The organism is Halanaerobium saccharolyticum subsp. saccharolyticum DSM 6643, from assembly GCF_000350165.1.
Lineage (GTDB): Bacteria > Bacillota > Halanaerobiia > Halanaerobiales > Halanaerobiaceae > Halanaerobium > Halanaerobium saccharolyticum.
In genome coordinates this window covers 58,880-83,599 of record NZ_CAUI01000023.1, presented here as the reverse complement: position 1 = coordinate 83,599, position 24,720 = coordinate 58,880, and the positions used below count along the sequence as shown (strand labels likewise).

Here is a 24,720-nt window from a genome sequence, read left to right as displayed (position 1 = left end):
ATTTAGATTTTTTAATGCAGTTGTCAAAAGATAGGAGCTAAAAATGGAACACAGCTATACCACCTATTTTGCTGAAATCTATGATGATGTAATGAAAAATGTTCCTTATCAATACTGGTTCAGGTATTTAAATGATATTCTAAAATTTTATAATCATCAACCAGAGTCAGTCTTAGAACTTGCTTCGGGAACTTCTAATATGACATTAAAACTAATTGAGCTGCAGTCTCTAAATAGGATTACCGCGCTTGATTTGTCATCAGCGATGATTTCAAGAGCAGCAGAAAAATTAGAACTTAAACTACAGAATAATCAGGATTTAAATGATTTTTCTTTTCAAAAAAATACTATGAGTTATTTTTTGCAGAATGAGCAGAGAAAACTCACAATTGATTTTACAGCTCAAAATATGACAGATTTTTATTTTGAAAATAAATTTGATTTAATAGTATCTTTTTTTGATAGTTTTAATTATTTGACTGACATAGATCAACTGCAGAGTTGCTTTGAGAGTGCGGCATCATCTTTAACTAAAGATGGACTTTTTATTTTTGATATGAATTCTCTTGGTCGAATTAGGACAATTGAAGAAAAATCATTTGTTATTGAGGGAGATAGCTATGAATGTTTTTGGGAAGACATTGTAAATGAGAAAGAAAATTTATGGCAGGTTAAATTAAAGATTTGTCCGAATAATGATGAGCTTCCCTGTTTTGAAGAGATTCACAGTGAGCGTGGGTATAAGATTCAGACCATTTTAAGACTGCTAAAAAATAGTGGTTTTAAGGCGGTAGATGTTTATAACGCCTTCAGCTTTGCTAAGGGCAAGAATAATTCTGATCGACTTTACTTTACTGCTAGCTTAAATAAAAAAAGGCTGCAGAATAATGAAGGGCAGCTTAAGAAATTATATTTTGATGCAAAAAACAGAATAGATCATCTTTTAGTTAGTTTAAAATATTTATTTTAGTATTTCTTAAAAGAACTTTTGCAGCTGAAGAATAAAAAAAACACTTAAATTATAAAAGCAGGAGGTTTAATTTACCTCCTGCTTTTTTCATATTAACTTTTGAAATTAAGAATCATTTAATCTATAGTCTATTTTTTAATTACTTTTCTTAGATCCTGATCTTTATTTTTCGGTCTGCTCCAGATTTTACTTTTAAGCCAGGGTAGAACATAGTAGTCAAGTCCGAAGGAACGTCCCGAGCCAATTAAAGCAATAGAGCCAAATAAGAACCAGAATAAAGGACTAAAGTGTCCGGGCCAGTCACTGGACCAGTGGGCATACTGACCTGCCAGTAAAAAGTTAACTGAAAATCCAGCTGAACCTAAGGCACCAAGTGTTGCAAATAAACCAAAGATTAAGGAAATGCCAATTCCAATCATACTTAGTGTTACTACAATCTGGAAGAATAGAGGGTACTTAAAGATTATTGCCTCATTTAACCAGACATACCAGCCTACAGCATAGTCACCAATCGGTGAGGCAGAAGCTCCAGAAACCAAATAATCTCCACTCCATAACCAGCCATCTCTCACTTTAGTATAACCTTCATAAAGCCACATAATTCCAACAAAAACACGTAAGAGAACTAACCAGAGTGACCTTGATGTCTCACTGACAAAGCCAAATAACTGTGCTAATAATCCTTTGTGAGATGCCTGCTCTTTCATATATTCAGTAATCAGACTGTATGTTTCTTTAATACCACCTATTTCAAAACGATAGAACATATTGACTGAGTGTTTCATAAACATAGCTGGAATTCCAGACAAAGATAAGCCCATTACTTCAGCTACAGCATAACGGCTTCCAACTGAAACCATTACACCATGTAAATTTGGATCGAGCTCTTTTTTGGAACCGCCTTTGATTTCGGCTACAATATTTTCAGCAGCACATTCACCTGTCTGTTGAGCTGATTCTACTAATGCAGGTAATATCTGATCATCTTTCCAGGGAGCTGCTGCATTATCACCTATAGCATATACATTGGAATAATCTTCGGTTTGCAGATATTTATTGACTTTAATTCTATTTGCACGATCAGTAGCTAAGCCAGAGTTTGCAGCAAAATCAGCTGCCTGTACACCACAAGTCCAGATAATGGTACCGGCTTTGATTTCCTTGCCATCATTTAAAATTAATTTGTTTTCTTCTAATCGATCAACAAATTCACCGGTTTTAACATTGACTCCATTATCTCTCATGTAATTCATTGCCTTGTCGACCATTTCATCACTGAGAGACGGAAGTATTTTATCAAGACCTTCGAAGTTATAAATTTCTATTTCATCGCGAGATATATTATATTTTTTACTAAAATCATCAAGCCAATCAATTAATTCACCAACCATTTCAACTCCGGTAAAACCTCCCCCAGCAACTGCAAATGAAAGAAGTTCCTTTCTTTTAACTGGATCATCAGTCATTCTTGCTTCCTGCATACAATTTTCAATGTGTTTTTTAATATTCATTGAATCATCCATAGACCATAATGTAAAGGCGTGTTCATTTACATTTTCAACTCCGCAGTGACTCGGCTTGCTGCCGGCCCCCATAATTAAATAATCATAGGTATATTGATGATCCGCAGAACTTAAAATCTGATTTTCAAAATCGATATCATTAATTTTATCCTGAACTATATTAACCCTTGTTGAAGAAAAAATTCTTTCTAAATCAACTTTAAGTGCATCTTCTTCAATCCTATTACCTGCTACCTCATGTAATTCTGTTAAAAGGGTATGATAGGAATTCTTGTCAATGAGGGTAATTGTAGAGTCAGGGTATTTTTTTAATTTTTTGTGGAGAGTTTGGGCAGCAGTTACTCCCCCATATCCTGCTCCAAGTATAATAATATTATTACTCATTTTTTTACCTCCTTAAATATTCATCTTCATTTTATATATTTATTCTGTCATAAACAATTTTATTAAAATTAAATATATAATTTTTGATATTTTATAAAACAAAGTTATGAGTTATTTTTTTCACACTATAATTATAGCACATAGAAATAAAAATGCAAGTAAAACACTCAGGTTTGCTCTTTGCAATTTTAAGTATTTATGATAAAATGTAAGTGATTTACCCGGGATTAAGATGATTAGTTAAGTTAAATTTGTGAAAAAATATTTTAATAATAATAAATTGAAATTTATAATATGGGTGGGAAGTGATAGAATGTTTAATACAAAAAAAATAATTTTATCAAGAAAGATAATTTTAATGGGTATACTTTTAGTGTTTTTATTGATTTTAACAGCCTGTGGGAATAATGGTGAAGAAATGCCACAGGCAAAAGAGAATGCTTTTTTGATGGATACTTTAGTTCAGATGCGGGCACATGGAGAAAATGCAGAGATTGCTGTTGAAGAGAGCATGGAACGGATTAGAGAAATTGAAAAATTAATGAGTAAGACTATTGAAACAAGTGATATTTATAAATTAAATAACAATTCAAAAACAGAAATTGAAATAGATAATGAAAGTATAATTGTTTTAGAAAAGGCATTAAAATATGCAAAATTAACTGACGGAGATTTTGATCCAACTATTGGGGCTCTGGTTGAGCTCTGGGGAATTGGAACAGAAGATGCGGCTGTTCCTGAGCAGGCTGAAATCGAAACAGCTTTAGCCAATACCGGCTATAATCATCTTGATTTAGCTGATAATTCTGCTGAGATTACAAAAGAGGGAGTAAAAATAGACCTTGGTGGTATAGTTAAAGGATATGCGGCTGAAGAGGTTAAAAAAATTGTGCAGAAATATAATATTGAACATGCTTTTGTAAATCTTGGTGGAAATGTACTTGTAATTGGTGATAAAGTAGATGGTTCCCCTTGGAAAATTGGAATTCAAGATCCAAGACAAGGTCGAGGTAATGTAATGGCAGTAGTTGATGCTGTTGATTTAACTATTGTTACTTCTGGAAATTATGAAAGATATTTTGAGGAGAACGGAAAGCTGTATCATCATATTCTAGATCCCAAAACTGGTTATCCTGCGGATAATAATCTTTTAAGTGTAAGCATTATTAGTGAAAATTCATTTGATGCTGATGCACTTTCTACAGCTATTTATGTAATGGGGTTAGAAAAAGGAATGAAATTTATTGAAAACATGGAAAATGTTTATGCTATGTTTATCACAGAAGAACTGGATGTTTATCTTTCTTCTGGCTTAAAAGAAATTGTAACTATTAAAGATTCTGATTTTAATATAATTGAAGGTGAAGAGATTGCTAATTGAAGATAAGCTTTATCAAAAAATACGCAGTGAATTAAATGAAAATATCATTGATATCACAAAATCTAAACGACCAATAATTAATCAGGCTGTGGAGGATTTAATCAGTGGTGGCGGTAAAAAACTGAGGCCTTTTTTAATGTTTCTTGCTGCTTCTTTTGGAGATTATGATAAAGAAAAATTGCTGCAGTTGGGAAGCGGAATTGAGCTGCTGCATATGGCTTCACTTGTTCATGATGATATTATAGATAATGCAGAACTAAGGCGTGGTAAAAAAACTGCTCAAAAAAAATTTGGTAAAAAAGAAGCTGTTTTCATTGGTGATTTTTTATTATCCAGGACTTTTGATATCTTTTTCGAATATCTTGATACAGCAACTTTGCGGAAAATGAACAAGAATGTACGTCTTTTATGTGAAGGAGAAATTGAACAATCTGAAAAACGTTTTGATCTTCAAATTGGAATAAAGGATTATTACAGGAGGATAAGGCATAAAACTGCTTTATTATTTGCATTAAGTAGTTATTTGGGAGCTTATGTTAGTGGAATTAGAGGACAACAACTTAGTATATTATATAAACTAGGATTAGAAATTGGCATGGCTTTTCAAATTCAAGATGATCTTTTAGATTTCGAGGGAGATGAGAGGGAAACAGGAAAGGTAATGGCCCAAGATTTAAAGGAAGGAATAGTTACTTTACCTGTGATTTTATTGATGGAGCAGGAAATATATAGAGACAAATATTCTGCTTATAATAATAGTACTTTAGATGATAAAGTAGCTAAAAATATCATATCGGATGTTAAGAATGCAGGGGTGCTTAAAGAAAGCCGAAAAATTCTAGTAGTATTTGTTAACAGAGTCAAAAAATATTTAGCTCAACTACCTGAAAATAAAGCTAAAAGAAAGTTAAAAAAACTTATTGAAGTGCAGATGGATCGTAATTTTTAATATATTATTTGACTAATTTTGGAGGATAAGAAAATGGATGATGAAAGAAAGAATAAAAACTATGATTTCGAAAAAACGCATTATCTTGCTTATCATGACAATATTACTGGTTTAAATAATGAAAAGTATTTTTTTAAAGAATTAAATAAAAGAATTAAAGAAAGAAATGGAACAGAAAAAATAATTATTCTATACTTGAAATTTAATAATTTTGTAGATTTTAGCAATATTATTGGTTTTGAAAATAGTAATAAATTTATCAAAAAAATGGGAGATGTTATTTTAGATTCTTCTTTAAAAATTGAAGAAATGTCAGTTTTTAATGGAAACCAATTTTTGATTTTGCTTTCGATGGATAAAGATAATATTTATGAAAGATTAAAAAACCAAACCAGGAAATTTTTATTTGAGATTAAAGAATACTTAACCGAAATAAATTTTGATTATTTATTAAAAGTTAATATTGGAATTTCAGTTTTTCCAGACCACGCAGAAAAGCCACAAGGTTTGTTATCAAAAGCTCAACACGCAATGTATCTAGTTGATAAGAGGAAAAATAATTATAAAATATATAATAAAAAACTTTTTATAGATAAAGTAGAGTTTGAGTCATTACATCAAGATTTAATACAAGCAATAAATAATGAAGATTTATTTTTGGAATTTCAACCAAAGGTTAATACATACTCTGAAAGAATTGTTTCATTCGAGGCTTTAATAAGATGGAATCATTGTAATAAGGGTATAATTCAGCCTGATGAATTTATATCTATAGCAGAAAAAACTGGAATGATAAAAAAAATAGGGGTTTGGGTTTTAGACCAAACATTTAAACAACTAGAAGAATGGGAAAAAATAGGTTTTGATGATATAGTAATTAGTATAAATATGTCTGAAATAGAACTTAATGATCCTAATATAATTAAGATAATAAAAAAAATATCAAGTTCTTATTCTATTGCAAACAAAAAAATAGAATTTGAAATAACGGAAAGATCTTTTAAAGAAGTTTCTACAGATGTAATGAATGAGTTAAAACGGATGGGGTTTCTTATTAGTTTAGATGATTTTGGTACAGGGTATTCATCTTTGAGTTATTTTGGTAAGTCACCATTTGATTTATTAAAGTTAGATAAAATATTCATAGATAATATTTATAAAGAAAAAAGCAGATTAATAGTTGAATCAGTGATTAATCTTGCTCATAAATTTGACGTGAAAGTTATTGCTGAAGGAGTAGAAACAAAAGAACAATTGGAAATATTAAGAAAAATAGAATGTGATTATATTCAGGGATATTATTTTTATAAACCAATGTCTGCTTCTAAAATAACTGTTATCCTTAATAATCTTAAAAAAAATTCTAGCACTTGATTTTTTTATATAAATTAAAATCAAAACGCATGGCTACAAAATGGCTACAAAAACAAAAAAAGCCCGACCAAATAAATGGTAGACTTAGATTCTAATTCCTTATATAACAAGGATATTAAGTGGTGGGGTTAGGCGGATTTGAACCGCCGGCCTACAGATTAGGAATCTGTTGCTCTATCCAGCTGAGCTATAACCCCAAAAAATGTTGGGAAAGCAGTAATTGCAAGTCATGTGCAACCGATTTTACAAAGGTTTGTGCAATAAACTCTTTTCTTACCGATTAGTAATATATTATCATTCACAATAAATTGTGTCAATGATATGTCAGCGTATTTAGAGCAATTTTAGTACCTCGAAATGGTTGGAGGCTTTAAAGAATTTTTTATGAAATAATAATATTATTAAGTGATCCAAAGTGAATTATAGCATAGCTGAAAAATGATATATTTAAAAGTATGGAAAAAATTATTTTAAATAAATTAATCTGACAAAAAAATAGGGAGATCTAGAAAATAAGATGTCCCGGTTTTTCTTATAAAAAGAGTTTTTTTCTCGACGAGAGCAAGAAAATTAATCTAAATTTTGAATTAGCTCAATAATCTTTTTTGCGCTTTTTTGAATTTTTTTGTTCGAATGTTTTCTTAGTCTTTTTAATTCATTTAAAATGTTTAGTAAAATTGTATCAAGATGCTGTAATTCGTTTAAAGCTTCAATAACAATATCTTTATCTTCATGTTTTAATTTATCAATAATACTCGACAAAGAATCACTTGCAGTTGGCCTGCTTGGTGAATTTATTACTTGATCTGTTTTTTTTGGATTAAAAGGTATAGGAGAAAACCCAAGAGAAATTCGTGAATAATTAGTGTTTTTACCTTCAGCGAGCTCAGTAAAAGTAGGCAATCGCAAGCGGGGTTCTCTATTTTCTTTATCTCCTTGAACTGCTGCAGACAACTCTACATTACAATTAGTTACTGTATAACGCAAATCGCCTTTTTCCTCATTTTGTAATCGTTCAGAAGCCTTATGAAGAGATAATTGAAACATTTTTATTAACTCGTCGAGAAGAAGTTCATTTTTCTTCATATTCACACCTCTTTAATTTCATTCTATTCTGTATCAGCAGTAACAGTAGGAATAATTTTGCATTCTATTTCAAGTCCCCATTCTGCTTTATATCCAACAGATAATTTACGAGATAAAGACCACAATTTTATATCAAAATTTAAACTTGAATCAGCTTCAACATTAATTTCAACATCAATATTCGCCTTAAAACGAAATTCTTTAATTATCATTGGGTTTGCTCCACGCGACATATTAACTTGTGCTTGCCTGGCTGCTTCTCCCATAGCTGTGATATAGGAGGCCATAGCAACAGGATTTGTCATAGGCATATTCTCACCTCCCTTTTTTACATTAAATTAATACATATATATATTATATTCGCGATCTTATTCTTTAATCCTTCATAATTTTATGAATATTTGCAATTCTTTAATTTATTTTCATGTTTGTATTAATTTTTATATTTGTTTCAAATATCAGTAAGAGACGGAATTCCTTACAATTGAGCTTATAACCCCAGAAAGTATTTTCATTTCAACTTTTAGTATAAAATAGACTAAGGGCTTGATTATGATATTATTGAATTATATAATTAAAGTAAGAAAATTATGAACTTTAAAATATAATGTATAGATACTTTAATTAGAAAATTTAAAAAATTAGGGGGTGTAGTCATGGTAAATATTAATGTTGATTTATTAATCAAAAATTTAAAAGAAATTGAAAAGAATTATAGAATGGATAATAATAAATTAAATTTTAATAATGGTTTTGCTGATGGTATACTGAGGTCAATTGAAGAGATTGAAAAAATAGCAGAACAAAATAATGACTAATACAACAAAGAAATGATCCCCTTTTGGTAGAAGAGCGAATAATAAAAACTTTTCTATCAAAAAGGGGGTTTTTATTTAGCAGTTATTTCTCAGATGTATATTATTCATTTTCTCTAATAATTTTATTCATCAAATCATTCCACTTTTGATCAATAGTTTTCAGCTCAGGATGAGCATCAAACCATTCAATCGATTCTTTTACCCCTTCTGCAAAAGGTGTAACCGCTTTAAATTGAGGTACAAAGCGTTTGATTTTAGAATTATCAAAAACAACACTTGCAGCTTTATCTCCAAGTAATTTTCCGATATAAATATCATCATATTCTGCAATTTTTTCAGAAGCAACATGTACTAATTTTAAATCTTCTACTCCTGCTGCTGATGCTATAGCTTTATATATTTGATTCCAATTTAAACTTTCATCAGAAGTAATTTGAAAAGCATGTCCAATAGCTTGGATATTACCAATTAAACCTATAAAAGCTTGAGCAAAGTCACTGTTATGGGTCATTGTCCAGAGCGAACTGCCATCACCATGTACCAGTACTTTTTTCCCTTTCCGCATTCTATCTATTAAAGTCCAGGGAGCTTTAGAACTATTAATAGCAGCTGGAATAGATGTTTTTCCATAAGTATGTGAGGGTCTTACTATAGTTATTGGAAAGTCATTTTTTCTGTATTCAGCCATTAAAATATTTTCACATGCAATTTTTTTCTGTGAATATTCCCAATATGGATTGGCAAGGGGGGTTGATTCATCTATTAAATAACTGGTTTGTGGTTTTTGATAAGCTGAAGCTGAGCTAATAAAAATATATTGGTCAGTTTTATTTCTAAAAATTTCAATGTCATTTTTTATATGTTCTGGACTAAAGGCAACCCAATCAACTACAGCATCAAATTTATGTCCCTGAAGCTTTTTCTTTACCTCTTCTTGGTTTCGAATATCGCCTTCAATTATTTTTGTTTCCTTAGGGGCTAGATGATTATTATTGCCTCGATTAAATAAATATAAATCTATTCCTTTTTCGACTGCAAGTTCTGATACTGCTTGACTAATTGTGCCTGTTCCACCAATAAATAATACCTTCATTATATTTCACTCCTTTTGAGTTTTTATTAAAACATTTAGTTTAGATAAAATTTAATATATACTTAAATTATTTATTTTCTTATTTAATATATTCACTATAATTTTCTTAATTCCTTTAAAAAGCTTTTGGTCAAGGCATTATAATTTTTGCTTAGATGCTGAATTTTAAGTATGTTTATTGTTGTAAAGAAATAAAATAAGTGATAAGATAAATGTTAAGAATTATAATTTAATAAGTTAATTTGATAGAGTTTTACAATAATTATATAATATGGAAAGGAAGATTTATGTGAAAGCTATAATTACTGTTATTGGTGTTGATCGAATTGGAATAATATCTGAAGTAAGTACTCTTTTGGCAGCTGAAAAAGTTAATATTTTAGATATTAATCAAACAGTTCTTGATGACTATTTTACTATGACAATGCTTGTGAGTCTGGAAGCACTTGAGATTCCTTTAGAAGAATTGAAAAAGGAATTGGTTCAAAAAGGAGAAAAATTGGGAGTATCTATTAGACTGCAGCATGAAGATATATTCCGTTCAATGCACCGGATTTAAGCACGATAAGTTATTTTAGATTAAAAGTAGATTTTTTTGTTAGCTAGAAAGGAAGTGAGTTAATGTTAAATACATATGAAATAATGGAAACAATAAGGATGTTGGAAGAAGAGAAATTAGATATACGGACAGTAACTATGGGGATTTCACTTAGTGATTGTGCAGATAGTAATGGTGAAAAAGCCAGAGAGAAAATTTATAATAAAATTATAAATTATGCTGGTGATTTAGTTAAAACTGCTGAGGAAATTGAAGTTAAATATGATATTCCAATTATTAATAAAAGAATTTCTGTAACTCCAATTTCACTGATAGCGGCAGCCAGTGAAGATGATGATTACATAGAATTTGCTAAAACTCTTGATAAGGCAGCAAAAGAGGTTGGAGTTGATTTTATTGGTGGTTTTTCTGCTTTAGTACATAAAGGAATGACAGAAGCCGACAAAAAATTAATCAGCTCAATTCCTGAAGCGCTAGCTCAAACTGAAAGGGTTTGTTCTTCAGTTAATATTGGAACTACCCGAGCTGGCTTGAATATGGATGCTGTAGCACAAATGGGCAAGGTTGTTAAAAAATGTGCAGAACTTACAGCTGATAACGGAGGTGTGGCAGCCAGTAAATTAGTTGTTTTTGCTAATGCTCCTGAAGACAATCCTTTTATGGCTGGAGCTTTTCATGGGGTTGGTGAAGGAGAATGCATGATAAATGTTGGTATTTCTGGGCCAGGGGCAGTTAAAGCGGCTTTAACCACGGTAAAAGGAGAACCCTTTGATATTGTTGCAGAAACTATTAAAAAGACAGCTTTTAAAATTACTCGAATGGGTCAGCTGGTTGCAAAAGAAGCTTCAGAAAAGCTGGGTGTAACTGCTGGTATCGTTGATTTATCTCTAGCACCTACACCAGCAGTTGGCGATAGCGTTGCTCGAATTTTAGAAGAAATGGGAGTAGAAGTTGCTGGAGCTCATGGAACAACAGCAGCACTTGCTATATTAAATGATGCAGTTAAAAAAGGTGGAGTAATGGCTTCTTCACACGTTGGAGGCTTAAGTGGAGCATTTATTCCAGTTAGTGAAGATGCTGGTATGATTGAAGCTGTGGAAAAAGGTGCTTTAAGTATTGAAAAACTAGAAGCAATGACTGCAGTTTGTTCAGTTGGTCTGGATATGATTGCAGTGCCTGGAAAAACAACCGCAGATACAATCTCAGCTATTATTGCTGATGAAGCTGCTATTGGGATGGTCAATCATAAAACAACTGCTGTTAGAGTTATTCCCGTCCCAGGTAAAGATGTAGGTGAAGAAGTAGTTTATGGAGGCTTATTTGGTCGAGCTCCAATTATGAAAGTAAGTGATTTTTCAAGTAGTGATTTTATTGCTAGAGGTGGACGTATTCCTGCTCCGCTGCAGAGCTTAAAAAATTAAAGTTATTTTAAATTCGATTGTCAAATATCTAGACAGTACTTATCAGATTCTTTTAAGATTGTGCTGTCTTTTTTGATTTTACTTTCTTTAAAAAATGAAGTAGATAATATAGATTTTAATTTAATAGCTTAGTTTTAGAGTAAAAACTGGAGGTTATTTGATGAGTGAAATAAGTATCAGCAAAAAAAAGTTTGGGAAACTAGAAGATGGTCGAACTGCTGATTTATATACTTTAGAAAATGAGAATGGGATGAGGGTAGAAATAACAAATTATGGTGGAGTTATTGTCAGGCTTTTTGTTCCGGATCGGGATGGAAATTTAGAGGATATAGTTTTAGGTTATGATAAGTTAGAACAATATTTTGATGATCCCAATTATTTTGGAGCCTTGATCGGTCGTTATGGGAATAGAATTGCAGAAGGTAAATTTGAAATTGAAGATAATTCATATCAGTTGGATATTAATGAAGAACCTGCTGGCCATCCCTGTTGTCTGCACGGAGGAAAAGAGGGCTTTAATTCTCAATTGTGGACGACAAAGGAAACAGTACTTGATGGCGAAAAAGGACTTAAATTAACTTATTTAAGCCAAGATAAAGAAAGTGGTTTTCCAGGTAATTTAAAAGTAGCTGTTTACTATACTCTAAGTGAGGATAATAAATTGAGAGTAGAATATAGAGCTGAAACAGATCAGAGCACCGTAGTTAATTTAACCCAACACAGCTACTTTAATTTGAAAGGGCATGGGGAAGGTAATATAGAAGATCATCTATTATACATCAATGCAGACTACTTTACTCCAGTCAATGAAGGAATGATACCTACCGGTGAAATTAAAGCTGTAGAGGATACTCCCTTTGATTTTACTGTAATTGGAGAACTTGGAAAAGAAATTGATGTAGATACTGAACAGTTAAATATTACAGGCGGTTATGATCATAATTGGATATTAAATAAAGAAGATAATGATTTAGAACTTGCAGCTAGAGTAATAGAAATTCAGAGTGGAAGACAATTGGAAGTCTGGACCACAGAGCCAGGGATTCAATTCTATTCTGGTAATGGAATTTCTACAAGTGAAACTGCTAAAGATAACAAAAAATATAGAAAAAGGGGTGGGTTATGTTTAGAAACTCAACATTTTCCCGATTCTCCAAATCATAAAAATTTTCCAACAACTATTTTAAGACCAGGGGAAAAATACAGAACAATAACTGAATTTTACTTTGACTTAATTTAAGGAATTTATTAAAATATAGTTAAATTCACTTGATGAAAAACAATATTGCTTTGGTTTTTAATTGTTTGCTGTTTCTTTTATTAAGTTTAGTCAAACTTAAACTAGGAGAATTTATATGTATGGATTAGTACTTGAAGGTGGAGGAGCTAAGGGCGCCTATCATATTGGAGCCTTAAAAGCTTTAGAAGAATTAAATGTTGAAATAGAAGCTGTGGCAGGTACTTCTGTTGGGGCAATGAATGGTGCCATGTTTGTGCAAAACAAACTTGATATTGCCTATGATTACTGGTATAACATTTCTACTTCTAAAGTGCTAGATATTGAAGATAAGTATCTATCTGAAATTTTAAGTTTAAGTATTAATCAGGATAATATTTCTTATTTTATTAAAAAAGCTAAAGAGGTTCTACAAAATCGAGGTTTAGATAATTCTTTTCTAAAGGAAATTTTAAAAAATAATATTGATGAAGAAAAATTAAGGAATTCTGAGATAGATTTTGCTATTGTTACTTTATCATTAAGTGATTTAAAACCATTAGAATTATTCATTGATGATATCCCTCAGGGAAAAGTTATCGATTATATTATGGCTAGTTCCTATTTGCCCGCTTTTAAAATGCAGCGAATAGATGGTAAAATTTTAGTTGATGGTGGTTTTTATGATAATTTACCATTAAATACTCTTTTGAATAAAGGTTATAAAAAAATTATTGCAATTAGAACTTATGGCTTAGGAAATATAGAAAAGCAGATTGATGATGATAAAGAAATGATTTTTATTAATCCCAGCCAAGAATTAGGAAGAATGCTTAATTTTGATCAAGAAAATGCTCGGAAAAATATTAAGATGGGTTATTATGATACAATGAAATATTTCAAAAATTTGGATGGGAATAAATATTACTTGAATATAAAAAAAGATGAAGGTTTTTTTATTAATTATTTATTAAATCTTGATAAAAAAACTATAAAAAGATTATTAAAACAACTTTCACTTGCTGAAGAACCATATCTTCGTTCTTTTTTTGAAAATTCAATTCCGAAATTAGTTAATTTATTAGAAATTGATTATCAATCAAATTATACAGTAATTGTAACTAGATTGTTAGAAGAATTAGCAGCTTATTTAAAAATTGATAGATATAAGATTTATACTTTTGAAGAATTATTAAGGCTTGTTAGAGAAAACTATCAGAAAAAAGACAAGGATTTAACTAGGAAGCTTCCAGCGTTTATTAAAACGAGTAGTTTGCTGCCTAAACAGTTAAAAGAAGATTTAATTTTGGAAATTGCTGAGAAATTATTTATCTAATGGGAGGATTTATTTTTTATGAAAAATAAAAAAACAAATGAAAGTTTAAATGCTGAAAGGGAAATGATTAAAGATTTAAGAAAAAGAATATATGGTGATGATGAAGCTAGTTCAGAACATAGTTCTGCTGATCATCAATGTGTTTTTTGTGGAGCCAAATCTAATTTAAATACATATAAAGATAATTATATCTGTCAAGAATGTCTTTCAGATTTAAGGGATAATAATTAAATAAATTAAAACATTTATTTTAAGGTTTAAGATAATAATTTATAAAAGGGGTTAAACGTATGAGTTCACTTTTAATTGGAATAGCAGGAGGAACTGCTTCTGGGAAAACAACACTTGCCAAAATATTAAAAGATTCTTTTCAAGATAAAGTTACAATTTTAAAACACGATTATTATTATTATGATAGAAGTCATTTTAAGGTAGCAGATCACAAAATTAATTTTGACCATCCAGATTCTTTTGAAACTGATTTATTAATTAAGCAGCTCAAAGAGTTAAAAATCGGAAAGGCTATAGAGAGACCGGTTTATTCCTATAAAACTAATGAACGTTTAGATAAGACTAAAAAAGTTAAACCAGCACCAATAATCATAGTTGAAGGTATTTTGCTTTTTCATTATGAGAAGCTAAAAGAGCTGTTTGATTTAAAAATATATGTTGATACTGATGCAGATATTAGATTGTTGAGAAGAATTAGCAGAGATATTAAAGAGCGAGATAGAACTTTTGAATCTGTTAAAAGTCAATATTTAAGAACAGTAAAACCAATGCATCAAAAATATGTTGAGCCAAGTAAGTATCAGGCGGATATTATTATTCCACATGGAGGATTAAATGAAATAGCAAATGATTTAATTATTAAGAAAATCAAAGATCATTTAAGACAAATTTAAATTAATAGCAGCTGAGGCTGCTATATTTTTTTGCATTAATTGTAAAAAAATTACAGGAAATATAAAATTTATCTTGAATAATAGTTTAGGAGGTGTTTTAATGTTTAAAATTAATCCTAAAAATTTTATGATTTTTGTTATTATTCTGGCCCTATTATTTTTAAGCTATTATAATCAAGATAAAAAAGATGAAGAACTTTTAAATGTTGCTTCTAATTTCAACTCATTAGAGAATAAAAAGGTAGAGAATAAATCAGAAAAAGAAAATAATGACCAAATAATTATCCATTTAAGTGGGGGAGTTATAAATCCAGGAGTCTATAAATTAAATAATAAAGAAAGACTAATAGACTTAATTAAGGCGGCTGGTGGTTTAAAAAATCAGGCGGATTTAGAAAAAATTAATCTTGCAGAAAAACTTTATGATGGACAGAAAGTTGTTATCCCATTAATTGTAGAAAAAAATATAGAATTAAATTCTGTAGGTGAGTCTGGATCTCAAAGCAGTGATAAAATATTAAATAATAACTCTAGTTCATCAAATAATCAGTTGATAAATATCAATCAAGCAGATCAGACAAAGCTTGAAACATTAAGCGGTATTGGTCCTTCAAAAGCTGCAGCAATAATAAAGTATAGAAATAAAATCAAATTTTTTATCAAAAAAGAAGATTTGCTAAATGTAAGTGGAATAGGAGAAAAAACACTTGAGAACATTAAAGATGAGATAATTATAAAATGAAAATTACAAGACGTCCAGCTTTTATGATGGCTATTGCTTTAGCAGCGGGATTATTTAGTAGTTATTTTTTGATAATTTATGAGCATCTTAATATTTTAAAAATAATGATAATAATTGAGTTTATCTATTTACTTTTATATTTATTTTATGAATTCAATTTTTCTAAGAAATCAATTTTTATTTTATTAATAATTATTTGCTTTATTCTAGGGTCTATTTTATATGCTTATCAAGAATATAAATATCAAAGTAAATTTTCTATCATAAATTTTTCTGATTGTGGTTCATGCAAAGTGCTTGCTCAAATATTATTTGATATTGGTGACTTAGAAAGTAATAAAATCTATTTAAAACCATATATTATTAATAAACAGCAGGTCAAGTATGGAAAAATTTTAATTACTTCTGAAAAACTGAAAAAATTAAGTGATGGTGATTTAATTTTTCTAGAATTAGAATTGTCAGAGCCTGAAGCTGCTCTTAATCCCGGCGGCTTTGATTATTCTAAATACCTGAAAAATAAAGGTGTTTATTTACAGGGTTGGAATACAAAACAATTAAGGTTAATCAAGAAAAGTAATTCAATCAAAAATAAAATAATCTCATTTAAAAAAGAATTATTAAACAATATAAATGCTTTGTTTAATAAAGAAAATGCTGCTTTTATAAAATCTATTTTACTGGGAGAAAAAGAGTATCTAAGTTATAAACAAGAAATTTTACTTAGAAATGCAGGTGCAAGTCATCTGCTTGCTATATCTGGTTTGCACATGGGAATAATTATTTTATGTTTTTCATTTGTATTATTTAAAATTTGTTCTAAAAAAAGATATGCACTCTACTTACTTAGTTTTTTTACATTAAATTATATCATCTTGGTCGGGGCAGCAGTTTCAATTATTAGAGCTGCAATGCTGGCGCTTCTATTTCTTTTTTCATCTGAGTTTAATCGAGAAGGGGATTTTTTAAATATTATTTCTATAACATTGATTATTAATTTGATTTTAGATCCTTTATCATTATTTACCGTTTCATTACAACTTTCTTATATTTTAGTTATATCTTTATACTATTTAACACCCCTTTTAAGTAGTTATATTTCTCCTGTTTTAGCAGTTTCTTTGTCTGCCCAACTGGCTTCACTGCCAATAGCAAGTTATTATTTTAATGAATATGCGTATATAGCTTTAATTACAAATCTGTGGTTGATTCCATATATTACAATATTATTACCTTTTATTTTTATTTTAGTTTTATTATCTATATTTAGTTTAAGTTTTTTTCAGCCTTTAGCGCTCATAATAAAAATAGGTCTTAATTTTTTATTTAAGGGTTTAGAATTTATGACTTTAATTCAAAACAAACCTTTAGTTATTGCAAAGCCTGAACTAGTAATAATTATCTTTTATTATTTGTTCTTGTTTTCTTTACCTTATCTTTATCAAAAAAGATATATTTATATAAAAGCCAAAAATTATTTATTTTGGAAGAAAATTATCCCAGTCTTTCTAGTTATAATTATTATTTCATTTTTTATAAAACCAGTGTCCAACGAATTAGAAGTAAATTTTATTGCCGTTGGCCAGGGAGATGGTATTTTTATTAAATTTCCAAATGGCAAAAATATGCTTGTTGATACAGGGCCTCCAGGTAATGATGGTAGAAATGTTGAATATAATATAATTTCATTTTTAAATAATCAGGGGATTAGCAGTCTCGATTATTTAATGATCAGTCATTTTGATGCTGATCATGCAGGAGGAATGCCGCATTTATTTCAAAGAAAAGATATTAAGAAGATTCTAATTCCATCGTTTAAAGAAAAAACAGAACTGCATAATATTTTAGAAAAAGAAATTAAAAAAAATAAAATTAAATTTAATTTTTTGAGTTCAGGAATGACATTTAATATTGCTGACTGTAGAATTGATATTTTAAATCCGGATGATAATAATTTAAACGAAGATAGGAATGAAAATTCTATAGTTTTTTTGTTAACACATAAAGAAAACACTTTTTTATTTACTGGTGATTTATCTAAAAAAGGAGAAGTTCGAATAATAAATAAATATAATTTAGCAGAAGTTGATGTATTAAAAGCAGGTCATCACGGCAGCAAAACTTCTAGTGGAGAAATGTTTCTTAACAAGATAAAACCAAAAATAATTGTTATTTCTGTTGGGAGAAATAATTTTGGCCATCCTTCCGCTGAAGTTATAGAAAGATATAATAAAAAATCAATAAAATATTTCCGAACTGACAAAAGTGGAATGATAAAATTCATCTCTGATGGTAATAAAATTTTGGTGAATACTTTTAGATGAATATTTTTAAATAGCTAAAGATTTTTTAAGACTGGAGAGCTGCTCTTAAATATGTTAAACTACAATAAGAAGAATAAATAGTTAAAGATTGTTGAGGTGTAATGAAATGGATGTAGAAGATTTTATAAAAAAAGAGAAAAAACCAAAAAAAGCATATTATATTTATGCTGAGAACTCATATTTAAGAAATAAATTCAAAAAAGAGTTTATAGTTAAATTTGTACCAGAAGAAATTAGAGATTTTAATCTTTCCTATGTAAATTACGGTGATGAATATTTTAAAAGACTTAAGAATGCAGTTCAGACTCCCCCGATGGGAGCAGAGAAAAGATTTATTATTTCTCATTTAGAAGAAGGAGATTCTTTAAACAAAGGAGAAAAAGAGAAGCTGCTAGAGATTTTCGAGAATATTAATCAAAGTTCTACTTTAGTTTTTTTAACAGCTAATAAAATTGATAAAAGAAAGAAGTTTTACCTGACTTTGAAAGAAGTTGTAGAATATCTGGAGTTTGATACACCGCGCTATCGTGATTTGGATAAGTGGATCATTAATCATTTTAAAGAGTATAATAAAAAAATTGATAAAAAAAGTATCAAAATGTTGGAAAATATGTTTAGTAATAAATTAGAAATATTAAATAGTGAAATCGAAAAAATAGTAACTCGTTATCCTGAGAAAGATAAGATTTCATATTATGATATTAAAGAAATTATAAGTAGAGAAAAATTTATTGAAGATGAAGAGATTTTTAATTTTTTAGATTTAATAGGTGATAAAAAAACAGCTCAGGCACTTTTAACTTTAAAAGAGATGCTGAATAAGGGCGTTTATCCTTTGTATTTATTAACAATGCTTAAAAATCAAATTGAACTTTTAATGCAGGTTAAATTTTATAGTCAGTATACAAATAATAATAAAAAAATTGCCTCTAAATTGGGTAAACATCCTTATCCGGTAAAAAAAGCAATGCAGAGAAGCCGCAATTTCACCCAGAAAGAACTAGAAAAGATTTTAGAAGAAATACTGAGAGCCAATTATCATTTTTTAACCGGCTATTATCCTGATCAAAACACAGCCCTAGAAATGATTATTATTAAATCGATTGTTTATTAATTAAGAAAGAACATTTAATTAGCAGTAGCTGAATTTTTTTGAGCAAATAAAAAAACTCATCCATTTGGATGAGTTTAATAATTTAAAAGATAGCTATCTTTTAGATCTTTTTTGTAATTTGAAATTACATATTATTATACATCTTTGTGAGGCGGGATTTTTTGCGGGCTGCATTGTTTTTATGAATAATATTTCTTGTTACAGCCTTATCGATGACCTTTTTAGTCTCTTTTAACTGTTCTGCAGCAGCTTCTTTTTCCCCTGCTTCAACTGCCTTTTCCATATCTTTAATCGCATTTTTTAATCTATTTTTCCATTCGCGATTTTGAGCAGTTTTCTTTTCTGTAGTCTTAACTCTTTTCTTAGCAGATTTAATAATAGGCATCTAACTTCACCCCCTCTTAAAAGTAAGTATTTATACTCTCAGACTTAATTTGCAACATTTCAATTTTAACATGTTGTAATCTAAAATGCAAGAACTAAATTAAAAAAGTTAATTGGCAGCCACTAGATTTATTAATTAGCATTTAAAATGGTGATGAATTATTAAATTAAATGCAGAGAGGGATTTGCCAAAAAAGAAAATTGATTAATAACTCTAAGTGTAATATAATTAAATTGATATGTAAATTAAATTTATTGTACTTCAGAAATGATTAAAGTATAAAGGAGGAAGTTTTGTTGCAAACTGATAATATAAGGAATTTTTGCATAATCGCTCATATTGATCACGGGAAATCAACTCTTGCTGATCGTATGTTAGAATATACAGGAACGATTACTGATCGTAAAATGCAGGAACAAGTTTTAGACAAGATGGATTTAGAAAGAGAAAGAGGAATTACTATTAAAGCTCAAGCGGTGACAATTGAACACCAGGGTTATGAGCTGAATTTAATTGATACTCCCGGCCATGTTGACTTTGCCTATGAGGTATCAAGAAGTTTGGCTGCTTGTGAGGGTGCTATTTTGGTTATTGATGCAGCTCAGGGTGTTGAAGCCCAGACAATGGCCAATATTTATTTAGCTTTAGAGCATGATTTAGAAATTATACCAGTAATAAATAAAATCGACTTACCATCTGCCAATCCTCAAAGAGTTAAAGAGCAGCTATTAGATATAGGTATTGATCCAGATGAAGCAATTTTAGCCAGTGCTAAAAATGGAACAAACATTGATCAGATTCTTGATGCAATTATTGAGCGTGTTCCAGCTCCATATAATGGAGAAAATCAGCCATTAAAAGCACTGATTTTTGATACTCTTTATGATTCTTATCAAGGAGTAATTGCTTATGTTAGAGTTATGAATGGCTCTGTTAAAAAAGGGGATAAAATTTTATTGATGTCCAACCAAAAAAGTTATGAAGTAGATGAGGTTGGATTTTTTGGACCTGCTATGCAGAAAAAAGATGAATTAACTTCTGGTGAAGTAGGGTATATTATTTCAGGTATTAAGGACGTAAGAAACTGTCGGGTGGGTGACACAATTACTCTAAAGAAAAACCCTGCAGAAAAAGCTCTGCCTGGTTACAAAAAGGTACAGCCTATGGTTTTTAGTGGACTTTATCCAACTGACAATGCTGATTATGAGGTTTTAAAAGAAGCTTTAGAAAAACTGCAGTTAAATGATGCTTCCTTTACATTTGAGCCTGAAACTTCAGAAGCTTTAGGTTTTGGATTTCGCTGTGGATTTTTAGGTCTGCTGCATATGGAAGTTATACAGGAAAGATTAGAAAGAGAATATGATCTTGATCTTGTGATAACCGCTCCCAGTGTAGAATATCAGATTATCAAAAAGAATGGTGAAGAATTAAAAATAGAAAATCCAGCTGCTTTTCCTGAACAGAGTGAAATTGACAAAATTAAAGAGCCCTTTGTGATTGCAGAAGTTCATCTGCCTGAAGAATATGTGGGTCAAGCGATGGAGCTTTGTCAGGACAACCGTGGTGAATTTAAAGATATGCAATATGTAGATCAGGATCGGGTAAATTTGAAATATGAAATGCCTTTAAGTGAAATTATTACGGACTTTTTTAACCAGTTGAAATCAAAAACTAGAGGCTATGCAACTTTAGATTACGAATTAAAAGGATACAAGGTATCCAAGCTTGTCAAACTCGACATTTTAGTAAATAAAGAAGTTGTAGATGCATTATCCACAATTGTACATGATGAACATTCATATCAGGAAGGTAATGCACTTGTAAGAAGATTGAAAGAAGTTATTCCCCGTCATATGTTTAAAGTTCCAATTCAAGCTGCAGTAGGTGGTAAAATCATCGCTCGGGTTAATATTCCTGCTGTACGCAAAGATGTTTTGCAGAAATGTTATGGTGGAGATGTCAGTCGTAAGCGTAAGTTATTAGAAAAGCAAAAAGAGGGTAAAAAGAGGATGAAACAGGTAGGAAGTGTAGAAATTCCTCAGGAAGCCTTTATGACAGTTCTAGAAAGGGACGAAAATGCATAAGATAAACTTTAAGAGTGCAAATGCTGTATATATTCATCTTCCGTTTTGCAGTAGTAAATGTCCTTACTGTGACTTTTATTCAATTAAATATACTAAAAAAAGGGTGGACCAGTATTGGGCCGCCCTTTTTATGGAATTAGAAGAATTATCAAAAAAAGTAAAAAATAATTTGATTCAGACTATTTATATCGGTGGTGGTACTCCTTCTTTAGTAGATCCAATTTTGATAAATGAGTTAATAAAAAAAATTAAAAGCAAATTTAAACTTCCTCCTGCTGCTGAAATAACAATGGAAGTTAATCCTGCCTCAATAAATGAAGAAAAAATAATTAGATTAAAAAGAGCTGGTATTAATCGTCTAAGTGTTGGGATTCAAAGTTTTAATGATGATCATTTATCTTTTCTTGGAAGAAAGAGTAATTCCATTAATTCTAAAAAAACTTTAGCTTTAATAGATTATTATTTTGATAATTACAGTGCTGATTTAATTTTTGCTCTACCAGATCAGACATTAAAGGAATTTGAGAATGATTTAAAAACAATGCTGGAATTTTCTCCTCCTCATATTTCTTTATATAATCTTGAGATACATGAAAACACTCCTTTTTATCAAAAATATAATAGTGGGGAATTAAAGCTGCCTGCAGAAGAACTTGATGCAGATATGTATGAGCTGGCTCTCAAAAATTTAACTGCTGCTGGTTATCAACACTATGAGATTTCTAACTTTTCACAGCCAGGTTATAGAGCGCATCATAATTATATTTACTGGCTTTATCAGCCATATCTTGCTTTAGGGCCAGGTGCTTCAGGTTTTGATGGGGATTGCAGATATCAAAATTTAAAAGACCTTGAACAATATATAAAATATTATAATCCAAAAGGATTAAGTTTTAAGGAGTTTAATGAACTTCAGCAAAAGAATAGTATAATTTATTTGGAAAAAGATAAAAATAATAAAATTAGAGAAATTGACTGTTTAAGTAAAAAAGAAAAAATGGCTGAATACTCATTTTTGGCTTTAAGAACTGAAAAAGGCTTATTTTATCATAAATTTTATAAAAAATTCGATCAGAAATTTAGATCTATATATAAAGATGAGATTAAAGAATTAAAAGAAAATAAGTTAATAATTGAAGAGAATGAGAGAATTCATTTGACAAATCGAGGAAAAGAAGTGGCAAATGAAGTTTTTCTTAAATTTTTATTGGAATAAACCCAATTATTATTTGACAAAAAAAAAACAATATGTTATTTTATTATTAGCTGTTAGCACTCTCCATCAATGAGTGCTAAAAAGAGAGGTGAGAAATGATGGTTGAAGAATTAGATTCAAGAAAAAAGAGAATACTGCAGGCCATCATTCAGGAACACATAATTTCCGCATCTCCAATTGGCTCAAGGACACTTGCGAAAAAATATAATCTGGATGTAAGTCCTGCAACTATCAGAAATGAAATGTCTGATTTAGAAGACTTAGGTTATTTAGAACAGCCACATACATCTGCTGGGAGAATACCTTCTGATAAAGGTTATCGTTATTACGTTGATCAGCTTGTCAGTAGAGAAAAAAATCAAACTCCTGGTGTAATTGAAAATATTGAAGATCTATATCAGGATCTGCAGGATGTACAGGATATTATTTCTGGTATGGCAAAAATGTTGTCCAATATGACTCATTATACTGCGATGGTAAGTGAGCCCAAAAGTCAGGTCAGTAGACTAAAAAAAGTTGAAATTATGCAGCTGGCGGATAATTCGCTGCTCTTAGTTTTGGTAACTGATACTGGAATGGTTAATAATAAAATTATTAATTTAGATCAGAATTTATCAGCCAAAAAAATTTCATATATCAATAATTTTTTAAGTGATAAATTAGAAAATAAATTACTTGTTAATTTGGATTCTGATTATTTAAATGAAATTGAAAAAGAGCTGCTGAGTCGAATTGACCTTTCTGTTGATTTATTTAAACAATTTTATAATGAGTTTGAAGGTGCATTTGAACCTGGCGGTGTTAAAGTTTATTTAGGAGGTACCTCCTATATTTTAGAGCAGCCAGAGTTTAATGATCTGGAAAAAGTAAAGAAAATGCTTAAACTACTTGATCAGGAAGAAATGTTAAATAAAATTATTAATAGTATTTCTAGTACTGATCTTGAAATTAAGATTGGTCAGGAAAACGAAGTGGAAGATATTAAAAATTGTTCACTTGTCGTTTCAACTTATTATATTTCTAATAGGGCAGTTGGGAAAATTGGAGTTATTGGTCCCACCCGAATGGAATATCCACGTGTTATTTCATCGGTTGATGTTATTTCTGATATTTTAGGTAAATTAATTTCAAAGGCTAGTGGGTGATGATAATGAACAAAGAAAAAAAAGAAGAGATTGAACTTGAAAATGAAAATTCAGCAGCAGAAAATAATAAAACTGCTGAAGAAAATGAGGAAATCAAAGAAGAAAACACTGCATCCCAAAATGAAACAGAAGCAGAAAGCGAATCAAAACGTGATGGTATTCAAATTGAAATTTCTCGGGAAGAATTAATTGAAGAAGTTAAGGAAAAAGATGAAAAGATTGAAGAAATGGATGCAGAAATAGATGATCTATTAAGCAGATTACAGAGATTACAGGCTGATTTTGTTAATTATAGAAAACGAAGTAAGCGAGAAAAATCAGAAATGACTACACGAGGAAAAGTTGAACTTTGTAGTAGTTTATTACCTGTATTAGATAATTTCGAACGTGCTTTAAAAGCAGAAGAAAACGAAAGTGATTTTTATAAAGGTGTAGAAATGATTTATAATCAGCTTTTAAAAAGTTTTGCTGATGAAGGAATTGAAGAAATAATTGCGCTGGGAGAAGAATTTAACCCAGAATATCATGAGGCAATTATGAGGGTTGAGAGTGATGAGTTTGAAGAAGGTACTGTAACTGAAATAGTTCAAAAAGGTTTTATTTTAGATGATAGAGTTATTCGACCCGCTATGGTTAAAGTAGCAGGTTAAAATAAGGTTTTCAGCTTTTTATGCAGCTTTATTATAAATTGAATT

The 24,720-nt window shown here is 29.9% G+C and carries 23 protein-coding genes and 1 tRNA gene; 18 read left to right on the top strand and 6 right to left on the bottom strand.

The window, feature by feature from the left end; all coding sequences use genetic code 11:
• The first annotated feature begins 43 nt into the window (after positions 1-43).
• On the top strand, positions 44-970 hold the full coding sequence (locus HSACCH_RS10555) for a class I SAM-dependent DNA methyltransferase (RefSeq protein ID WP_005489766.1): 927 nt from the start codon (positions 44-46) through the stop codon (positions 968-970).
• A gap of 128 nt (positions 971-1,098) precedes the next feature.
• Here the strand turns inward: HSACCH_RS10555 and HSACCH_RS10550 are convergent, their stop codons facing one another.
• Positions 1,099-2,877 carry an FAD-dependent oxidoreductase gene (locus HSACCH_RS10550; protein ID WP_005489765.1) on the bottom strand — a complete coding sequence of 593 codons (1,779 nt, stop codon included), beginning with the start codon at positions 2,875-2,877 and terminating at the stop codon, positions 1,099-1,101.
• Between the two features lie 313 nt (positions 2,878-3,190).
• Between HSACCH_RS10550 and HSACCH_RS10545 the strand changes: the two genes are divergently transcribed.
• From HSACCH_RS10545 to HSACCH_RS10535, 3 genes are read left to right on the top strand one after another with little or no spacing between them, the layout of a single operon-like run.
• The gene (locus tag HSACCH_RS10545; RefSeq protein ID WP_005489764.1) at positions 3,191-4,258 is read left to right on the top strand and encodes an FAD:protein FMN transferase; all 1,068 of its coding nucleotides are present in this window, start codon (positions 3,191-3,193) and stop codon (positions 4,256-4,258) included.
• Positions 4,248-5,207, top strand: a complete 960-nt coding sequence (locus HSACCH_RS10540) for a polyprenyl synthetase family protein (protein ID WP_005489763.1) — start codon at positions 4,248-4,250, stop codon at positions 5,205-5,207. The genes HSACCH_RS10545 and HSACCH_RS10540 overlap by 11 nt, the downstream gene beginning before the upstream one ends.
• Positions 5,208-5,240: 33 nt before the next feature.
• Entirely contained in the window at positions 5,241-6,581 is a 1,341-nt protein-coding gene (locus tag HSACCH_RS10535; RefSeq protein ID WP_005489762.1) for a putative bifunctional diguanylate cyclase/phosphodiesterase, read from the top strand.
• A gap of 120 nt (positions 6,582-6,701) precedes the next feature.
• Here the strand turns inward: HSACCH_RS10535 and HSACCH_RS10530 are convergent.
• The 3 genes from HSACCH_RS10530 to HSACCH_RS10520 all read right to left on the bottom strand — a co-directional run bounded on the left by HSACCH_RS10530 (position 6,702) and on the right by HSACCH_RS10520 (position 7,978).
• Positions 6,702-6,778: transfer RNA gene (locus tag HSACCH_RS10530), tRNA-Arg, on the bottom strand.
• Positions 6,779-7,151: 373 nt separating this feature from the next.
• Entirely contained in the window at positions 7,152-7,667 is a 516-nt protein-coding gene (locus tag HSACCH_RS10525) for a hypothetical protein (protein ID WP_005489761.1), read from the bottom strand.
• A 23-nt stretch (positions 7,668-7,690) separates the two neighbouring features.
• On the bottom strand, positions 7,691-7,978 hold the full coding sequence (locus HSACCH_RS10520) for a hypothetical protein (RefSeq protein ID WP_005489760.1): 288 nt from the start codon (positions 7,976-7,978) through the stop codon (positions 7,691-7,693).
• Between the two features lie 345 nt (positions 7,979-8,323).
• Between HSACCH_RS10520 and HSACCH_RS13950 the strand changes: the two genes are divergently transcribed.
• Positions 8,324-8,485, top strand: coding sequence for a hypothetical protein (locus HSACCH_RS13950; RefSeq protein ID WP_005489759.1), 162 nt, complete (start codon positions 8,324-8,326; stop codon positions 8,483-8,485).
• A 100-nt stretch (positions 8,486-8,585) separates the two neighbouring features.
• On the opposite strand, the gene HSACCH_RS10515 is transcribed toward HSACCH_RS13950, so the two are convergent.
• Positions 8,586-9,578: an SDR family oxidoreductase gene (locus HSACCH_RS10515; RefSeq protein ID WP_005489758.1), complete on the bottom strand. Its 993-nt coding sequence runs from the start codon at positions 9,576-9,578 to the stop codon at positions 8,586-8,588.
• A 289-nt stretch (positions 9,579-9,867) separates the two neighbouring features.
• On the opposite strand from HSACCH_RS10515, the gene HSACCH_RS10510 reads away from it, so the two are divergent.
• The 9 genes from HSACCH_RS10510 (at position 9,868) to holA (ending at position 19,195) form a co-directional block, all read left to right on the top strand.
• Positions 9,868-10,137 (top strand): ACT domain-containing protein, encoded by a 270-nt coding sequence (locus HSACCH_RS10510; protein WP_005489756.1) that lies wholly within the window; start codon positions 9,868-9,870, stop codon positions 10,135-10,137.
• 62 nt (positions 10,138-10,199) lie between these two features.
• Entirely contained in the window at positions 10,200-11,558 is a 1,359-nt protein-coding gene (locus tag HSACCH_RS10505; protein ID WP_005489753.1) for a PFL family protein, read from the top strand.
• Positions 11,559-11,718: 160 nt separating this feature from the next.
• Positions 11,719-12,798, top strand: a complete 1,080-nt coding sequence (locus HSACCH_RS10500; protein WP_005489752.1) for an aldose epimerase family protein — start codon at positions 11,719-11,721, stop codon at positions 12,796-12,798.
• 115 nt (positions 12,799-12,913) lie between these two features.
• A complete protein-coding gene (locus tag HSACCH_RS10495; protein ID WP_005489751.1) occupies positions 12,914-14,110 on the top strand; it encodes a patatin-like phospholipase family protein in 1,197 nt (398 codons plus the stop codon).
• Positions 14,111-14,128: 18 nt separating this feature from the next.
• On the top strand, positions 14,129-14,341 hold the full coding sequence (locus tag HSACCH_RS10490) for a hypothetical protein (RefSeq protein WP_005489750.1): 213 nt from the start codon (positions 14,129-14,131) through the stop codon (positions 14,339-14,341).
• Positions 14,342-14,400: 59 nt separating this feature from the next.
• A complete protein-coding gene (udk, locus tag HSACCH_RS10485; RefSeq protein WP_005489748.1) occupies positions 14,401-15,015 on the top strand; it encodes a uridine kinase in 615 nt (204 codons plus the stop codon).
• A 100-nt stretch (positions 15,016-15,115) separates the two neighbouring features.
• Positions 15,116-15,757, top strand: coding sequence for a helix-hairpin-helix domain-containing protein (locus HSACCH_RS10480; protein ID WP_005489747.1), 642 nt, complete (start codon positions 15,116-15,118; stop codon positions 15,755-15,757).
• Positions 15,754-18,081: a DNA internalization-related competence protein ComEC/Rec2 gene (locus HSACCH_RS10475; RefSeq protein ID WP_005489746.1), complete on the top strand. Its 2,328-nt coding sequence runs from the start codon at positions 15,754-15,756 to the stop codon at positions 18,079-18,081. The genes HSACCH_RS10480 and HSACCH_RS10475 overlap by 4 nt, the downstream gene beginning before the upstream one ends.
• Before the next feature lie 106 nt (positions 18,082-18,187).
• Positions 18,188-19,195 carry a DNA polymerase III subunit delta gene (gene holA, locus HSACCH_RS10470; RefSeq protein ID WP_005489745.1) on the top strand — a complete coding sequence of 336 codons (1,008 nt, stop codon included), beginning with the start codon at positions 18,188-18,190 and terminating at the stop codon, positions 19,193-19,195.
• A gap of 124 nt (positions 19,196-19,319) precedes the next feature.
• On the opposite strand, the gene rpsT is transcribed toward holA, so the two are convergent.
• Positions 19,320-19,580, bottom strand: coding sequence for a 30S ribosomal protein S20 (gene rpsT, locus HSACCH_RS10465; protein WP_005489744.1), 261 nt, complete (start codon positions 19,578-19,580; stop codon positions 19,320-19,322).
• A 296-nt stretch (positions 19,581-19,876) separates the two neighbouring features.
• Between rpsT and lepA the strand changes: the two genes are divergently transcribed.
• The 4 genes from lepA (at position 19,877) to grpE (ending at position 24,675) form a co-directional block, all read left to right on the top strand.
• The gene (lepA, locus tag HSACCH_RS10460; protein ID WP_005489743.1) at positions 19,877-21,664 is read left to right on the top strand and encodes a translation elongation factor 4; all 1,788 of its coding nucleotides are present in this window, start codon (positions 19,877-19,879) and stop codon (positions 21,662-21,664) included.
• The gene (gene hemW / locus HSACCH_RS10455) at positions 21,657-22,880 is read left to right on the top strand and encodes a radical SAM family heme chaperone HemW (protein WP_040477456.1); all 1,224 of its coding nucleotides are present in this window, start codon (positions 21,657-21,659) and stop codon (positions 22,878-22,880) included. Before lepA ends, hemW begins: the two co-directional genes overlap by 8 nt.
• 98 nt (positions 22,881-22,978) lie before the next feature.
• Positions 22,979-24,025: a heat-inducible transcriptional repressor HrcA gene (gene hrcA, locus HSACCH_RS10450; protein ID WP_005489741.1), complete on the top strand. Its 1,047-nt coding sequence runs from the start codon at positions 22,979-22,981 to the stop codon at positions 24,023-24,025.
• A gap of 5 nt (positions 24,026-24,030) precedes the next feature.
• Positions 24,031-24,675, top strand: a complete 645-nt coding sequence (gene grpE / locus HSACCH_RS10445; protein ID WP_005489740.1) for a nucleotide exchange factor GrpE — start codon at positions 24,031-24,033, stop codon at positions 24,673-24,675.
• The last annotated feature ends 45 nt before the right edge of the window (positions 24,676-24,720 follow it).

Coding starts and splice junctions, on each gene's coding strand:
- grpE (WP_005489740.1), top strand. CDS start 24,031: ATGAACAAAGAAAAAAAAGAAGAGATTGAACTTGAAAATGAAAATTCA.
- HSACCH_RS10535 (WP_005489762.1), top strand. CDS start 5,241: ATGGATGATGAAAGAAAGAATAAAAACTATGATTTCGAAAAAACGCAT.
- udk (WP_005489748.1), top strand. CDS start 14,401: ATGAGTTCACTTTTAATTGGAATAGCAGGAGGAACTGCTTCTGGGAAA.
- HSACCH_RS10520 (WP_005489760.1), bottom strand. CDS start 7,978: ATGCCTATGACAAATCCTGTTGCTATGGCCTCCTATATCACAGCTATG.
- rpsT (WP_005489744.1), bottom strand. CDS start 19,580: ATGCCTATTATTAAATCTGCTAAGAAAAGAGTTAAGACTACAGAAAAG.
- HSACCH_RS10500 (WP_005489752.1), top strand. CDS start 11,719: ATGAGTGAAATAAGTATCAGCAAAAAAAAGTTTGGGAAACTAGAAGAT.
- HSACCH_RS10515 (WP_005489758.1), bottom strand. CDS start 9,578: ATGAAGGTATTATTTATTGGTGGAACAGGCACAATTAGTCAAGCAGTA.
- HSACCH_RS10505 (WP_005489753.1), top strand. CDS start 10,200: ATGTTAAATACATATGAAATAATGGAAACAATAAGGATGTTGGAAGAA.
- HSACCH_RS10550 (WP_005489765.1), bottom strand. CDS start 2,877: ATGAGTAATAATATTATTATACTTGGAGCAGGATATGGGGGAGTAACT.
- HSACCH_RS13950 (WP_005489759.1), top strand. CDS start 8,324: ATGGTAAATATTAATGTTGATTTATTAATCAAAAATTTAAAAGAAATT.
- HSACCH_RS10545 (WP_005489764.1), top strand. CDS start 3,191: ATGTTTAATACAAAAAAAATAATTTTATCAAGAAAGATAATTTTAATG.
- HSACCH_RS10495 (WP_005489751.1), top strand. CDS start 12,914: ATGTATGGATTAGTACTTGAAGGTGGAGGAGCTAAGGGCGCCTATCAT.
- HSACCH_RS10525 (WP_005489761.1), bottom strand. CDS start 7,667: ATGAAGAAAAATGAACTTCTTCTCGACGAGTTAATAAAAATGTTTCAA.
- HSACCH_RS10490 (WP_005489750.1), top strand. CDS start 14,129: ATGAAAAATAAAAAAACAAATGAAAGTTTAAATGCTGAAAGGGAAATG.
- HSACCH_RS10480 (WP_005489747.1), top strand. CDS start 15,116: ATGTTTAAAATTAATCCTAAAAATTTTATGATTTTTGTTATTATTCTG.
- HSACCH_RS10555 (WP_005489766.1), top strand. CDS start 44: ATGGAACACAGCTATACCACCTATTTTGCTGAAATCTATGATGATGTA.
- hemW (WP_040477456.1), top strand. CDS start 21,657: ATGCATAAGATAAACTTTAAGAGTGCAAATGCTGTATATATTCATCTT.
- holA (WP_005489745.1), top strand. CDS start 18,188: ATGGATGTAGAAGATTTTATAAAAAAAGAGAAAAAACCAAAAAAAGCA.
- hrcA (WP_005489741.1), top strand. CDS start 22,979: ATGGTTGAAGAATTAGATTCAAGAAAAAAGAGAATACTGCAGGCCATC.
- HSACCH_RS10475 (WP_005489746.1), top strand. CDS start 15,754: ATGAAAATTACAAGACGTCCAGCTTTTATGATGGCTATTGCTTTAGCA.